The organism is Pseudomonas sp. WS 5059, from assembly GCF_012985525.1.
In the GTDB taxonomy this organism is placed as follows: Bacteria; Pseudomonadota; Gammaproteobacteria; order Pseudomonadales; family Pseudomonadaceae; genus Aquipseudomonas.
Genome location: NZ_JAAQWO010000001.1, coordinates 895,102 through 909,187, shown reverse-complemented (window position 1 = coordinate 909,187; position 14,086 = coordinate 895,102). Strand labels below are relative to the sequence as shown.

Sequence of the window (14,086 nt, the reverse complement as noted above, 5' to 3'; positions counted from 1 at the left end):
GATTTAGTCGGCGAGCAGGCGCGTCACGGCGGCAAAGGCCTGGTCATGCCGCGCCTGCCAATCCCCGCCAATCACCTTGAAGGGCTGGTGATGCTGCTCCAGCCAGTCGCGGCTGGCCTGGAAGAAGGCCTGGCGGTCTGCCAGGTCTGGCTGGCAGCGCTGGCCATCGGCGGTCCAGCCAATGCCTTCGGGCGACAGCAGCAGGTGCAGGTCGTAGTGGCGGGCCAGCAGCGCCTCATCGAGCCATGCCGGGGCATCGCCAAACAGGGTCAGGCTCCAGAGCTTGTTGGTCAGCAAGTGGGTGTCGAGGATCAACAGTTGCGGCTGCCGGGCGCGGCCGGCATCTTCCCAGGCCAGTTGGCCACGGGCGATGTCCGGGATGTCGGCCAGGGTCGTGTCACGCTGGTAATGGTCGATGAAATAGCGCACATATTCGCCCACCAGCACCGCGCCGAAATGCGCTTGCAGCTGCTCGGCCAGCCAGCTCTTACCGCTGGACTCGGGGCCTGCCATCACCAGCACCTTCATGTGCGCAACGCCGGGTCGGCGCGCCATTCGCGCCAGCCTTGCACGGCAATCACGGTGAACAAGGCGTAGAGCGCGGCTGTCAGGTACAGCCCTTTGTAGACAAACAGACCGACAAAAATCACATCGACCACAATCCACAGCGCCCAGCATTGCACGCGTTTTTGCGCCATCCACATCTGCGCCACCAGGCTGAAACCGGTCAGGGCGGCATCCAGCCACGGTTGCGCGGCATCGGTCCAGTGGGCCATGGCGGCGCCCAGCAACAGGCTGCCCACGGCGCCAATGGTCAGGCTCAGGAGGATGGCCTGGCCGCCAAGACGGGTGACCTGGCGCCCTTGCTTGACCTCGCCGGCGCGGGTCCACTGCCACCAACCGTAGACTTGCAGGCCGGCGTAGACCACTTGCAGCAGCATGTCCGAATACAGCTTCACTTCGAAGAACACCCAGGTGTACAGCAGCACCATGACCAGGCCGATCGGCCAGCACCATGGGTTCTGCTTGACCGTCAGCCAGACGGCAATCACCCCCAGCGCGGCGGCAAACAGTTCAAGCCCGGACATGGGATTCCTTGGAAGAGTCGAAGAGGAGGGCGATTGTACCCAACCTCCCAGGCAAATGCAGAACCCCTGTAGGCGCTGGCAAGCCAGCCCCTACACAGTGGGCGTTAGACCTTGAACTGGCGCAGCAGGCCGTTGAGCTCTTCGCTCAAGTCCTTCAGGTGCACGCTGGCCACACTCGACTGCTGGGCTGCCAGCGCAGTGCTGTGGGACAGGCCGGCAGCCTGGGTCACGTTCTGGTTGATGTCTTCCACCACATGGGCCTGTTGCAGGGTTGCGCTGGCAATCGAGGCGTTGAGGCCGTTGAGGTTGCGCAGGGCCTGGCCGATGGCATTCAGGCTGGCGCCCGCCTGGCCGGCTTGTTCGATGGTCAATTGCGAGGCCTGGTGGCTGTCGCTGATCACCTTGACTGCCGCTTCGGAATGCCCTTGCAGGCGTTCGATCATGCTCTGGATTTCGGCGGTGGACTTTTGCGTACGCTGGGCCAGCAGGCGCACCTCATCGGCAACCACGGCAAAACCACGGCCCTGTTCGCCAGCGCGGGCGGCTTCGATGGCGGCGTTGAGGGCCAGCAGGTTGGTCTGGTCGGCAATCGAGCGAATCACCTCCAGCACCCCGCCAATCTGCGTGCTTTCGGTGGACAGGGTGCGGATCACTTCCACCGCCTGGCTGATGGTGCCGGACAGCGCGTCGATCTGTTGCAGGCTGCCGTCGATATTGACCTGGCCCTGTTCGGCCTGGGTCTGGGCATCGCGCATTTCGCTGGCGGCGTGTTCGGCATTCTTGGCCACGTCCTGCACGCCGTAAGTCACTTCGTTAATAGCGGTGGCCACCAACTCCATCTGCTGGGACTGCTGCTGGCTGCGGTCATGGGCCTGGCTGGCGTTGCTGCCCAGTTCGGCGGACGACTGGCCCAGGGCATTGGCGCACACCTGCAACTGGCTGACCACCTGGCGCAGCTTGGCAGTGAAGGTGTTGAAGTGCCGCGACAGTTGCGTGACCTCGTCCTGGCCATGGGTGTCAAGGCTGCGGGTCAGGTCGCTTTCGCCGCTGGCGATGTTGGCCATGGCATGCACCGCTTCTTGCAGCGGGCGCACGATGCTGCGGGCAATCAGCACCACCAGCAGGGCCATGATCAGCGCAATGCCCAGGCCGATCAGCGAGGCTTCCCACACCTGGCCACGGAACTGTGCCTGCACATCATCTACATAGACGCCGGAGCCGATGATCCAGCCCCAGGGTTCGAACAACTGGATATAAGAGGTCTTGGCCACGGGCTCAGCCGCGCCAGGTTTCGGCCAACGGTAATCGACCATGCCGGCGCCCTTGGCCTTGGCCAGGGTGACGAATTCGTTGAACACCGCAAAACCGTCCGGATCACGGATGGCCGAGAGGTTCTGGCCGTCAAGCTTGGGGTTGGCCGGGTGCATGATCATCACCGGCGTCAGGTCATTGATCCAGAAATAGTCATCCTGGTCATAGCGCAGCCCGCGCACCACGCTCAGGGCTTGCTTCTGCGCGGCTTCGCGGGTCAGTACGCCGGTGGTTTCGAGGCTGTGATAAAAATTCAGAATCCCGCTGGCGGTCTGTACCACATGCTGGGTCTGCTGGCTCTTGGCCTGGTAGAGGTCGTCGTGGATCTGCTTGAGCATCAGCAAACCCAGGGTCAGCAACATCAACACGGCGACTATCAGGATCATCCAGAGGCGCCGGCTGATCGACATATTGCGCAAACTATTCATAGTCTTGTCACTCCGCGTTCTTATAATTTTCAGTGCTGCGTTGATCAGCCAGTGATAACGCGAAGCGAAATCCGGGCTTGTCTGATAGGCTTTCGGCCCGGAATCAAAAAACCTGAGTGCTGCCTGATTTTTCACAGAATTTTTGCAGTTCAGCCTTGATCCTGCGCGCGGCCTTGCAGCGTGCTCATCGTTAGTGAACACCTAGAAAATATCAACGAGGCATGCCGTCGCATGACCTTTTGGGGGAATAATGGATCTTTGGACCGCCTTTCAGGCACTGATACTTGGCATTGTCGAAGGGCTGACGGAGTTCTTGCCGATCTCCAGTACCGGGCACCAGATTATCGTCGCCGATTTGCTCGACTTCGGTGGCGAACGCGCCATGGCGTTCAACATCATCATTCAACTGGGCGCCATCCTGGCGGTGGTCTGGGAGTTCCGGCGCAAGATCCTTGACGTGGTGACCGGCCTGCCGACCCAGCGCAACGCCCAGCGCTTTACCATCAACCTGCTGATCGCCTTCCTGCCGGCGGTGGTGCTGGGGGTGATTTTTGCCGACCTGATCCACGAATACCTGTTCAACCCGATCACCGTGGCCACTGCGCTGGTGATCGGTGGGGTGATCATGTTGTGGGCCGAGCGCCGCGAGCATGTCATCCATGCCGAAACCGTCGATGACATCACCTGGAAAGACGCCTTGAAAGTCGGCTTTGCCCAGTGCCTGGCGATGATTCCGGGCACGTCGCGTTCCGGTTCGACCATCATCGGTGGCCTGCTGTTCGGCCTGTCGCGCAAGACGGCGACCGAGTTCTCGTTCTTCCTGGCAATGCCAACCATGGTCGGCGCGGCGGTGTATTCGGGCTACAAGTACCGTGAGCTGTTCCAGCCTGCGGACCTGCCGGTGTTCGCCCTCGGCTTTGTGGTCTCGTTCATCTTCGCGATGATTGCGGTGCGCGGTCTGCTCAAGTTCATCGCCAGCCACAGCTACGCAGTGTTTGCCTGGTACCGCATTGCGTTCGGCTTGCTGATCCTGGCCACCTGGCAGTTCGGCTGGATTGACTGGGCGGCGGCCAAGGCGTGATGACCATCCAGCATCCGCGCTTCAAGGCCCTGGTGTTTGTGCTGTTGTGTGCCGTGCCGTTGTTTGGCGCGGCACTGCTGGCGTATCGCGGGGTGTCGCTGATCCCGCTGGCGGCCTATGGGCTGGTCAGTGTGGTGACGTTTTGCTTGTACTGGAGCGACAAGCGCAAGGCCCAGAGCGACAGCTGGCGCACCCCGGAAAAGATTCTGCACGCGATGGAGCTGGCCGGTGGTTGGCCCGGTGCGTTGGTCGCACAGCAGGTGTTTCGCCACAAGACGCGCAAGGTGTCGTATCAGGTGGTGTTCTGGTTGATCGTGGTGCTGCACCAGGTGTTCTGGATCGATCAGTTGTTTCTGGGTGGCACGCTGCTGGCGGTCTTCTAGCTGTGTGGGGCTTGGGAGCGAAGCTGCGCTCCCACAGGGGTATGTGCATGTCTCGATGATCAAGTTGTGTGCAAGACGACCTGGACTGGCTTACTCGTCCAGCCTCAGGCCGATCTGCGTACGCTTGGGCAGTTTGCTCACCACCAACTGGTGGGAGCGCTGCAGCAAACCGCGCAACTCCTCGCCGCCCAGCGGGTAGGGCAGTTGCATGATGATCCACTGCGCGCGTGCCAGGTACGGCGCCGGGTGGATGCCCGGGCGGTCCACGTGGCCGAGGAACAGCTCCTTGTCGACCTTGAACGCCAGGGAGTCACCCCGCAGGTTCTGCAACGCGAACATCTTGTTGCCGGCAATCGAGAACACCCGCACTCCACCCCATTTGTAATCCTCGCGCGCACCGGGCAGGCCCAGGCAGAACTGGGCGACGTCGTCTTCGGTCATGATCCGGGTGTTCATAGCAGGCGATCTCCGCAATTGTTGAAGGCGTGGGCCAAAAAGTCGATCCAGGCGCGCACCGCTGGGGATACGCCGCGTCGGTGCGGGTACACCGCTTGCAGCCAGCCGCCAGGCAGTGACCATTCGGGTAGCAATTGCACCAGCTGGCCGGTTTCCAACTCCTGCTCGCAGTACATCATCGGCAGCACGGTGAAACCCAGGCCGGCGAGGGCGCTGGCCTTGCGCACCAGGAAGTCGTCGATGCCCAGGCGTGCCTCCATGGCCAGGTCGGTGGCATTGCCGGCAGGGTCGAGCATGCGCAGGTGGACCATGCGGTCGGCTTCCAGGGCGCCCAATACCGGCAGGTGCTTGAGGTCGGCCGGGGTGTTGATCTGATGGCCACGTACAAACTCGGGGCTGGCGACCATGGCCGTCTGCGCCTGACGCAGGCGGCGGGTCACCAGCAGCGGGTCTTCGTCCCCCAGTTCGCGCACGCGCAGGGCCACGTCCACGCCCTCGGCTACCAGGTCGACGCGGCGATTGATCAGCATCATCTCCAATTGCACCAGCGGGTGGGCTGCGAGAAATTGCGCCACCACCGTCGGCAGGATTTCGTGGGCCAGGCCCACCGGGCAACTGACGCGCAGGCGGCCACGGGGCTCGCTGGACATGTTGGCCACGGCTTCGTCGGCCATTTCCGCTTCCAGCAGCATCGCCTGGCAATGCCCCAGGTAGCGTTCGCCGACGGCGGTCAGGGTCAGTTGCCGGGTGGTGCGCTGCAACAGGCGGGCGCCGAGGCGTTCCTCCAGTTCGGCAATGCGCCGTGACAGCCGCGACTTGGGGATCCCCAGCAGCCGGCCAGCGGCCGCGAAGCCACCGGCTTCCACCACCTTGGCGAAATAGTAGAGGTCATTGAGGTCTTGCATGTTGGGCCTATTGTCCTGTCAGTGGGACGAACTATCGCATTTTAACCGGCTAATCGGCTATTGGATTGATCTGTAGGATTCTCTCCATCAGATCGCCCGGTGGCGGTCCTCACTTGGAGATCCCACATGAAACTCTTGCATATCGATTCCAGCATCCTCGGCGACAACTCGGTATCCCGTCAGTTGAGCCGCGAAGTGGTCAAGGCCTGGCAAGCGGCCGAGCCGGGTGTGGAAGTCACCTACCGCGACTTGGCCAGCGAAGGGATCAACCATTTTTCCGGGATCACCCTGGGCGCCCTGGGCACCGCTGCCGAACTGCGTGATGCGGTGCAGAAGCACGAAGCCGACCTGAGCGCCTCGACCCTGGCCGAGTTCCTGGCGGCCGACGCGGTGGTCATCGCCGCGCCGATGTACAACTTCACCATCCCCACCCAACTCAAGGCCTGGATTGACCGCATTGCTGTTGCCGGCCAGACGTTCCGCTACACCGAAGCCGGCCCCCAAGGCCTGTGCGGCAACAAGAAAGTCATCGTGGTCTCCACCGCCGGTGGCCTGCATGTGGGTCAGCCGACCGGTGTGGCGCACGAGGACTACTTGAAGGTGCTGCTGGGCTTCTTCGGCATTACCGACGTTGAGTTCGTACGTGCCCACGGCCTGGCCTATGGTGACGAAGCACGCAGCAAGGCGCTGAACGACGCCAATGCGCAGATCAGCGAGCAACTGTTCGTCGCTGCGTAGGAGATTTCACCGCGGCTCGCTATCAATCTGATTCGAGGCGCCTAAACTCTGTATTCTGCTGGCCTGAAAACCAGCGGATTACGGAGTTTTTTGTTTTGGGTGGGCGAATCTGGCGCAGGTTATGCAACACAGGGCCATACCGCCCACTCGCAGGCGTCACGCAGCACAGGTGGACATCCCCATGATGCGTCTTTGTGCAGTCTTGCTGGTTTCCCTGTTCGGCGGCCTCGTTCCAGTGCACGCCGCCGTGGCCCCGCACCCCCATTGGAGCGTGGGCTATCACCGCATGAGCTTTCTCGACCCGCTGGATTCGCAGCCGATGAAAGCCATCGCCTTTTATCCGTCCACCGGCCGCGAACATATCAGCCAGGTGGGCGCCTATCGCGTCGCCGCCACCGAGGATGCCAAGGTCGCCATTGGCCGCTTCCCGCTGTTGATGTTGTCCCATGGCAACACCGGCACGCCCCTGGCCTTGCACGATTTGGCGACGTCGCTGGCGCGCAAGGGGTTTGTGGTGGTGGCGGTGCTGCATCCTGGCGACAACTACAAGGACCACAGCCGCCTGGGCACCTTGAGCAACCTGTATGGCCGCCCGATCCAGATTTCGGCAGCGATTAGCGCCACCTTGGGCGACCCAATGCTGTCGCCGTTCGTCAATGTCGACCAGGTGGGCGTGATCGGCTATTCGGCAGGCGGCGAGACGGCGCTGATCCTGGCCGGGGCCAAGCCGGATTTCGAGCGTTTGCGCCGCTATTGCATGGAACGCCCCGAAGACCGTGACGCTTGCACGACCAAGGGCGAGCTGGTGGTCGACCGCGATGACCTGCAACCCCAGGCCGACTCCCGGATCCATGCGTTGATGCTCATGGCCCCGCTGAGCCTGATGTTTGGTCGGCACACCCTGGGCGACGTGCATGTGCCGGTGCTGCTGTATAGCGGCGACGGTGACAAGCTGGTAGCCGTGGATAAAAACGCCGCCGCCCTGGCGCGCAAGCTGCCGCAGCCGCCGGATTTCAAGCTGTTGGCCGGGGCCGGGCACTTTATCTTCATGGCCCCTTGCGATGATGAGCAGTTGGCGCTGATGCCGGCGCTGTGTACGGATGCCGATGGGGTGGACCGCGAGGGCATTCACCGTGACCTGATTTCCGAGGCCGGGCGTTTTTTCGGGCGCACCCTTGGCCAGCACTCGCGGGCCGGCCTACAGACCGCCGATCAATAGGCCCGGCGCATCAGCAGCAGGGTCAGGCCCAGGCCTGTGACGGACAGTAGCGCCGCGCCAAAGAAAATCCACGAGTAGCCCAGGTTCAACGCCACCGCGCCCATCAACGGCCCGGCAATCGCCAGCGCCAGGTCAAAAAACACCGCATAGGCACTCAGACCCGCGCCCCGGCTGCTGTTGGGCACCTGTTTGATAGCTTCGACGCCCAATGCCGGGTACACCAGGGACAGGCCAAAGCCGGTGAGGCCGGCGCCGACCAGGGCGATGGCGGGAGAGGGTGCGAGCCATAGCAGGGCCAGGCCGAGGGTTTCCAGGGTCATGCAGGCAATCGCTGCGCGAAACCCGCCAAAGCGGTTGATGCTGGAGATAAACAGCAGGCGCGAGAGGATAAAGCAGATGCCAAACACCGTCAGGCACCAGGCGGCGCCGGTCCAGCCGCGGCTCAGGTAGAACAGGGTAATGAAGGTGGTCAGGGTGCCGTAGCCAATGGATGCCAGGCACAGGCTGGCGCCAAACGGCGCAATCCGCCCGAACACCGCCCAGAACGGCAGGCGCTCGCCGCGCACCACCGGCACCGAGGGCTTTTTGCGAATCAGCACCAGGCCCAGCCCGGCCAGCACCGCCAGCGCGATACCGAGGCTGTTGTAGCCATATTGCGCAACCATCACCACACCCAGCGGCGCACCAATGGCGATAGCGCCGTAGGACGCGATGCCGTTCCAGGAGATCGAGCGGGCGGTGTGTTCGGCGCCGACCTGGCCCATGCACCAACTGATAGTGCCGACACCGATCAGGCCCTGGGCCACGCCCAGCAGCACGCGGCCGACAATCAGAATTCCCAGGCTTAGATTGGGCAGGCTTTGCAGCGCAGTGGCGAGCAGGGTCAAGACGCCGCTGAGCAGGATGCCGCTCAAGCCGAGCACAATCGCGCGCTTGGTGCCGACGTTGTCCGACATGCGCCCGGCCATGGGCCGGCTGAGGAGGGTGGCCAGGTACTGCGAACCGATGGTGATGCCCGCCACTACCGCACTGAAGCCCAGTTGTTCATGGACGTAGCCGGGAATCACCGCAATCGGCAGGCCGATGCAGATAAACGCGATAAAGGTATAGAAGACGATGGAGACGATCTGCAGGGTGATCGACAGGGAGCTGGGGGCGGCAGGCATGGAGGCTCATTCGCGGTAGGGCGGTGAGCGCATCATGGCAAGGGCTGGGGAGAAAAGGAAGCAGGCTAACAATCATCGGCTGGACGCTCCGTTGGTCGAGCCTGGAAATGCAAAAAGCCCCGTCACTGCTGACGGGGCTTTTACTTGCAGCGTGTAGCCAGCCGCTATTGGCTGCCCTTAAAACACCACGCCCTGGCTACGCAGGTAGTCGTCATAGGTGCCGCTGAAGTCGATCACGCCGCTTGGGCTCAGCTCGATGATGCGAGTGGCCAGGGACGATACGAACTCACGGTCGTGGCTGACGAAGATCAGCGTGCCCGGGTAGTTCTCCAGCGCCAGGTTCAGCGCCTCGATGGATTCCATGTCCAAGTGGTTGGTCGGTTCATCCATGACCAGCACGTTGGGCTTTTGCAGGATCAGCTTGCCGAACAGCATGCGACCTTGCTCACCACCGGAGATGACCTTGACCGACTTGAGGATCTCGTCGTTGGAGAACAGCATGCGGCCGAGGGTGCCGCGGATCACTTGTTCGCCCTGGGCCCACTGGCCCATCCAGTCGAACAAGGTGACGTCGTCTTCGAAGTCGTGGGCATGGTCCTGGGCGTAGTAACCCAGCTCAGCCGCGTCGGTCCACTTCACGCTGCCGGCGTCCGGGGTCAGTTCGTTGACCAGGGTGCGCAGCAGGGTGGTCTTGCCGATACCGTTCGGGCCGATGATCGCCACGCGCTCGCCCGCTTCAACCTGGAAGCTGAAGTCCTTGAACAGGGTCTTGCCGTCAAAGCCCTTGGCCATGCGCTCGACGATGACCGCCTGGCGATGCAGCTTCTTGGTCTGCTCGAAGCGGATGAACGGGCTCACACGGCTCGAAGGCTTGACCTCGGCCAGCTGGATCTTGTCGATCGCCTTGGCGCGGGAAGTGGCCTGCTTGGCTTTCGAGGCGTTGGCCGAGAAACGGCTGACGAACGATTGCAGTTCGGAGATCTGCGCTTTCTTCTTGGCGTTGTCCGACAGCAACTGCTCGCGGGACTGGGTGGCCACGGTCATGTACTCATCGTAGTTGCCCGGGAACAGGCGCAGCTCGCCGTAGTCCAGGTCAGCCATGTGGGTGCACACGCTGTTCAGGAAGTGACGGTCGTGAGAGATGATGATCATCAGGCTGTTACGCTGGGTCAGGACGTTTTCCAGCCAGCGGATGGTGTTGATGTCCAGGTGGTTCGTCGGTTCGTCGAGCAGCAGCACTTCCGGATCCGAGAACAGCGCCTGGGCCAGCAGTACGCGCAGCTTCCAGCCTGGGGACACTTCGCTCATCGGGCCGAAGTGCTGCTCGATGCCGATACCCAGGCCCAGCAGCAGTTCACCGGCACGGGATTCGGCGGTGTAGCCGTCCATTTCGGCGAACTCGGTTTCCAGCTCGGCCACGGCCATGCCGTCTTCTTCGCTCATTTCCGGCAGCGAGTAGATGCGATCGCGCTCGGCCTTGACCTTCCACAGCTCTTCGTGACCCATGATCACGGTGTCGATCACGTTGAATTCTTCGTAGGCGAACTGATCCTGGCGCAGTTTACCCAGGCGCACGTTCGGTTCCAGCATGACCTGGCCGCCGGACGGGTCGAGGTCGCCACCGAGGATTTTCATGAAGGTCGACTTGCCGCAACCGTTGGCACCGATCAAACCATAACGGTTGCCGGCGCCGAACTTGACCGAGACGTTCTCAAACAGCGGCTTGGCGCCGAACTGCATGGTGATGTTAGCTGTGGAGATCAATTACTTTACCTATCAATAGCTTGGGGTGCGCTTATTTGGGCCGGGACCCATTCGGAGCCCGGGCCAACGGGCATGCGTCAACAGCGACATCAAGGCGTGAAGCCCAGTCGCCGAGCAGAAAATATGGGGTGCATGTTGGAATTTGGCGCGCATTGTCGCATATGTGAGGCGCGAGTTATATGACAGGCAGTCTTGTCCGGCGCCAAGAAGTGCGGCGCGGGTCTGTTCTGGCGGGAAATTCTACAAAATTCATCGAGTTGTATCGAAATTGTATCGATTGTCAGGTTTGTGGTTGATAACAGTTGAACATCCAATGGCCGTGGATTAAGTTTCCACCGTTCGCCCTGCAGTGATGGCTCTTTACCGGTTCAAGGATGGCGAGGCTGTCGGTGCGGGGCGAACCACCTTCTTTTTTTGACGGCGCTCATTGCCATCCTGTTGCGCACGCTCAATGGTTTGGAGACGCAATGGACACGCTGTCTGCTCAACAGGCGATCGCCAGTAACAAGGCCGCCTGGAACGAATCCGCCGAACACCATAAAACCACCGAGCACTGGCAAGGCCTGCTCGCCGGCGTCGGCGAGCCCGACTTCAGCTGCCTGGATCCCACCCTGACCTCAGTGTTGTTGCAGGTGGGCATACAGGGTCGGGACGCCGTGCAACTGGGCTGCAACAACGGCCGTGAGAGCCTGTCGCTGTATGGGCTTGGTGCCCGCAGTGTGGTCGGGGTCGACCAGTCCGATGCGTTTCTGGCGCAGGCGGTGGAACTGGCCAGCCGCTCGCCGCATGCACCTGAATTTATCGAAGCCGATGTTCATCATTTGCCCGAGGGTGTGTTGGGGCGGTTTGATATCGCCCTGATCACCATCGGCGTGCTGGGTTGGATGCCAGATATCGGGCTGTTTATGCGGCATGTTGCCAGCACCCTGAAAGAGGGGGGCACGCTGGTGATCTACGAGACCCATCCATTCATGGAAGTGTTCGACCCCGAAGCGGCCAACCCGATGCTGCCGGCCACCTCCTACTTTCGCCGCGAGCCTTTTGTGCAGAACGAGGCAATCGTCTATGAAGGCACCAGCAAAAGTGCCGCCGCCACGTCCTACTGGTTTGTGCATACCCTGGGGGAGACTGTCAGCGCGGCCATCGCGGCAGGGCTGCAGATCAGTCATTTGCAGGAATACCCGCACTCCAATCGCGAAGAGCTGTACGGCCGGTACGAAAACCAGGCCGCGCAATTGCCCATGTGCTACACGCTGACTGCGGTAAAACGCTCGGCCTGAAGGCAAAAAAAGGCCCGCTGGGGCGGCGGGCCAAGGGATTCATCTGAGGAGTTGGGTTTAACCTAACGCGTCAAAGGTGAACACTTTGTGAAAATCCTGTCGCAAAAACCTGCCTGCTCAAGACCTGCGCACAAACGTGCGCATGGTTTGCCCTGGCGTCGTACTGAAACGCGTTGGCCGGGGCATGCCTTCATCCGCTGCGATGAACACGAAGTGCCTGTCATCCAAGGTGTAGCTGGCCGGCAGGCATTTGCCGGCGTCGGCCCCTATGGAATCTATCCAAGTGATGCTTTTGGGCGTGGTGCTGGCGTCCAGGCTAAAACACCCCTCTAGCAGTACGTTGCCGTCGACGGTCTCGACCCGGAATCGATCACCGTCAATCGTGGTCAGCGCACCTGGTGCACTGTGCTCGTCCGGTGGATTAATGACACCACTGTCTTCCAGGGCAATTTGCTCCCAGGTGCCTTGCAGGGCCTGTCTATCCAGTTGCGTTGGGCTCGATATGGGTGATGGCATCAAAAGCTCCTTTTATTGATGGGCCGGGCAGGGCGGTTTGTCTACCAGCCAATTTTTTTAAAAACTGGCATGGAGCTTTCTGCAGGAAATGTCTCAAAAAAGCCAAGTAGTTGAGTTCTCCCCCTTGCAAGCAGCGATTTTGACATATCGTAAGAACGATGCTGCTCGATATGTCGTCTACGCTGATCAATGTCATGGATGACATTGATTTTTGTGAAGGAAAACAAACTCCATGCGATAGGGATTTTTTCAGTGACTAAATGGTCGGATGACCGTTGTCTCGTGTCGTACGAGCCATATACAGGGCGTTGTCCCTGCATTTTCAGTTGGTTATTCAGATCTATCGTGTAGTGGACAGCCAGCGTCCACTTTTTGAAGGGTGTCCCCATTTTGAATAGAACTCCCCAGGTGCACGCCCCCGTGGTGTCTGACGAAATTGATTTATTTGAGCTGTTTCACTCGATTTGGCGGCAGAAGAAACTGGTCATCGGCTGTACCTTCTTTGCCGGCCTGCTTGGTGTTGGCTACGCGCTGCTCGCTCCCCGTGAGTACCAGGTCAGCAGCGTGCTGAGGCCGGCAGCTATCAATGAACTGGACGCACTCAATCGTTCCGAGGTCTACAAGTTGCCACCGGCGGACGCGCTGGCCAAAGTGGGCGCGCAGTTGGATTCGTACGACGCGCGACTGAGCTTCTTCAAAGCCAACCCGGCGTTGTTCCAGGCGTTTCAGGAGCCGGGCCGCAGCCTTGAGCAGAGTTTCGAAGCGTTCAACCGCAACTCGATCAAGCTGATCCTGCCCGACCCGAAGAAAGCAGATTCCCTCAGTAGCTATATCCGTCTTGAGCTGCAATACCCCACCGATATAGACGGGGTCGCGATTCTCAACGGTTTTGTCGACTACGCCATTGCAGCCGAGCGCGAGCAAGTGGGCGCCGATCTCAAGGTGATCGTCAACAACCGCCTTACCGAGCTCAAGGGCAAGATTGACGCGGCGCGCGCCAATTATGAAACCGACAAGGAATCGAAGATCGCCAAGCTGCTGGAAGGCGACAAGCTCAAGCGCGCACAGCTTGAAGACGAACTCAGCGCCCTGCGCCTACAGATGAAAATGCAGCGTTCCAACCGCCTGGCAGAGTTGAACGAGGCCATCTCGATTGCCAAGTCCATGGGCATCAAGAACCCGACCACGCCGTCGTCCATGGCCGATGCCGGGCGTAGTGGCACAAGCCAGGTGATGCGCACCGAGGTCAACAACCAGCAGATTCCCCTGTACTTCCTCGGCACCGACGCCCTGGAAGCCGAGCGCACGGCCCTGCAGCAGCGTACCAGTGATGACTTCACCAACAACCGCGTCGCCGAAATCGGCAAGGAACTGCAGTTGCTGGAGGTCAATCGCCAGGTCGAGGTGATGAAGCGTCGGGGCAATGAAGATATTTTCCTGCAGGATGTCGAGCCCTTGCGCGCTGAAGTGGCGCGCCTGCGCAGCCTGAATATCGATATGAGCGCCTTGAAACTGGTGACCATTGACCGGCGCGCCCAGGAGCCCCTGAGCCCGGTTAAGCCGAAGAAAATCCTGGTGGTTGCGTTGAGCCTGGTGGGCGGTTTGCTGCTGGGGATATTGATCGCGCTGGTTCGCCATCTGGTGCTGGCACGCGGCAAGCCAGTGGCCTATTCGCCCCTGGACGACGACCGCTTTACCAAGCGCGAACGCAAGGATGACCAGCCACTGGGCTGAGTCACGCCGCTCCTTTG

General features: G+C 61.0%; 14 protein-coding genes. 6 read left to right on the top strand and 8 right to left on the bottom strand.

What is annotated here, in order from left to right:
- Positions 1–3: 3 nt before the first annotated feature.
- The 3 genes from HBO12_RS03825 to HBO12_RS03815 form a co-directional block, all read right to left on the bottom strand.
- Positions 4–528, bottom strand: coding sequence for an AAA family ATPase (locus HBO12_RS03825; protein WP_170041626.1), 525 nt, complete (start codon positions 526–528; stop codon positions 4–6).
- A complete protein-coding gene (gene pnuC / locus HBO12_RS03820; RefSeq protein ID WP_169952469.1) occupies positions 525–1,088 on the bottom strand; it encodes a nicotinamide riboside transporter PnuC in 564 nt (187 codons plus the stop codon). Before pnuC ends, HBO12_RS03825 begins: the two co-directional genes overlap by 4 nt.
- Positions 1,089–1,192: 104 nt before the next feature.
- Positions 1,193–2,827 carry a methyl-accepting chemotaxis protein gene (locus tag HBO12_RS03815; protein ID WP_170041491.1) on the bottom strand — a complete coding sequence of 545 codons (1,635 nt, stop codon included), beginning with the start codon at positions 2,825–2,827 and terminating at the stop codon, positions 1,193–1,195.
- Between the two features lie 250 nt (positions 2,828–3,077).
- Here HBO12_RS03815 and HBO12_RS03810 point away from each other — a divergent pair, with 250 nt between their 5' ends.
- A complete protein-coding gene (locus HBO12_RS03810) occupies positions 3,078–3,908 on the top strand; it encodes an undecaprenyl-diphosphate phosphatase (RefSeq protein ID WP_169952464.1) in 831 nt (276 codons plus the stop codon).
- A complete protein-coding gene (locus tag HBO12_RS03805) occupies positions 3,908–4,291 on the top strand; it encodes a DUF1294 domain-containing protein (RefSeq protein ID WP_169952859.1) in 384 nt (127 codons plus the stop codon). Before HBO12_RS03810 ends, HBO12_RS03805 begins: the two co-directional genes overlap by 1 nt.
- A 90-nt stretch (positions 4,292–4,381) precedes the next feature.
- Here the strand turns inward: HBO12_RS03805 and HBO12_RS03800 are convergent, their stop codons facing one another.
- Positions 4,382–4,732 carry an MmcQ/YjbR family DNA-binding protein gene (locus HBO12_RS03800; RefSeq protein WP_057440098.1) on the bottom strand — a complete coding sequence of 117 codons (351 nt, stop codon included), beginning with the start codon at positions 4,730–4,732 and terminating at the stop codon, positions 4,382–4,384.
- A gap of 11 nt (positions 4,733–4,743) precedes the next feature.
- Positions 4,744–5,652, bottom strand: coding sequence for a LysR substrate-binding domain-containing protein (locus tag HBO12_RS03795; protein WP_170041490.1), 909 nt, complete (start codon positions 5,650–5,652; stop codon positions 4,744–4,746).
- 126 nt (positions 5,653–5,778) lie between these two features.
- Here HBO12_RS03795 and HBO12_RS03790 point away from each other — a divergent pair, with 126 nt between their 5' ends.
- Together HBO12_RS03790 and HBO12_RS03785 are read left to right on the top strand one after the other, a co-directional pair.
- Complete coding sequence (locus tag HBO12_RS03790) at positions 5,779–6,390, top strand: FMN-dependent NADH-azoreductase (protein ID WP_169952460.1); 612 nt, start codon at positions 5,779–5,781, stop codon at positions 6,388–6,390.
- 181 nt (positions 6,391–6,571) lie between these two features.
- Entirely contained in the window at positions 6,572–7,609 is a 1,038-nt protein-coding gene (locus tag HBO12_RS03785; RefSeq protein ID WP_169952457.1) for an alpha/beta hydrolase family protein, read from the top strand.
- Here the strand turns inward: HBO12_RS03785 and HBO12_RS03780 are convergent.
- Together HBO12_RS03780 and HBO12_RS03775 are read right to left on the bottom strand one after the other, a co-directional pair.
- On the bottom strand, positions 7,603–8,775 hold the full coding sequence (locus tag HBO12_RS03780) for an MFS transporter (RefSeq protein WP_170041489.1): 1,173 nt from the start codon (positions 8,773–8,775) through the stop codon (positions 7,603–7,605). The two genes, HBO12_RS03785 and HBO12_RS03780, sit on opposite strands and share 7 nt — an antisense overlap.
- A gap of 177 nt (positions 8,776–8,952) precedes the next feature.
- On the bottom strand, positions 8,953–10,539 hold the full coding sequence (locus tag HBO12_RS03775) for an ABC-F family ATPase (protein ID WP_082445592.1): 1,587 nt from the start codon (positions 10,537–10,539) through the stop codon (positions 8,953–8,955).
- A gap of 467 nt (positions 10,540–11,006) precedes the next feature.
- On the opposite strand from HBO12_RS03775, the gene HBO12_RS03770 reads away from it, so the two are divergent.
- Complete coding sequence (locus HBO12_RS03770) at positions 11,007–11,819, top strand: class I SAM-dependent methyltransferase (RefSeq protein ID WP_170041488.1); 813 nt, start codon at positions 11,007–11,009, stop codon at positions 11,817–11,819.
- Positions 11,820–11,936: 117 nt separating this feature from the next.
- Here the strand turns inward: HBO12_RS03770 and HBO12_RS03765 are convergent, their stop codons facing one another.
- Positions 11,937–12,335 (bottom strand): TIGR03067 domain-containing protein, encoded by a 399-nt coding sequence (locus HBO12_RS03765; protein ID WP_169957309.1) that lies wholly within the window; start codon positions 12,333–12,335, stop codon positions 11,937–11,939.
- Positions 12,336–12,725: 390 nt separating this feature from the next.
- Between HBO12_RS03765 and HBO12_RS03760 the strand changes: the two genes are divergently transcribed.
- A complete protein-coding gene (locus HBO12_RS03760) occupies positions 12,726–14,069 on the top strand; it encodes a Wzz/FepE/Etk N-terminal domain-containing protein (protein ID WP_169957307.1) in 1,344 nt (447 codons plus the stop codon).
- Positions 14,070–14,086 lie beyond the last annotated feature (17 nt).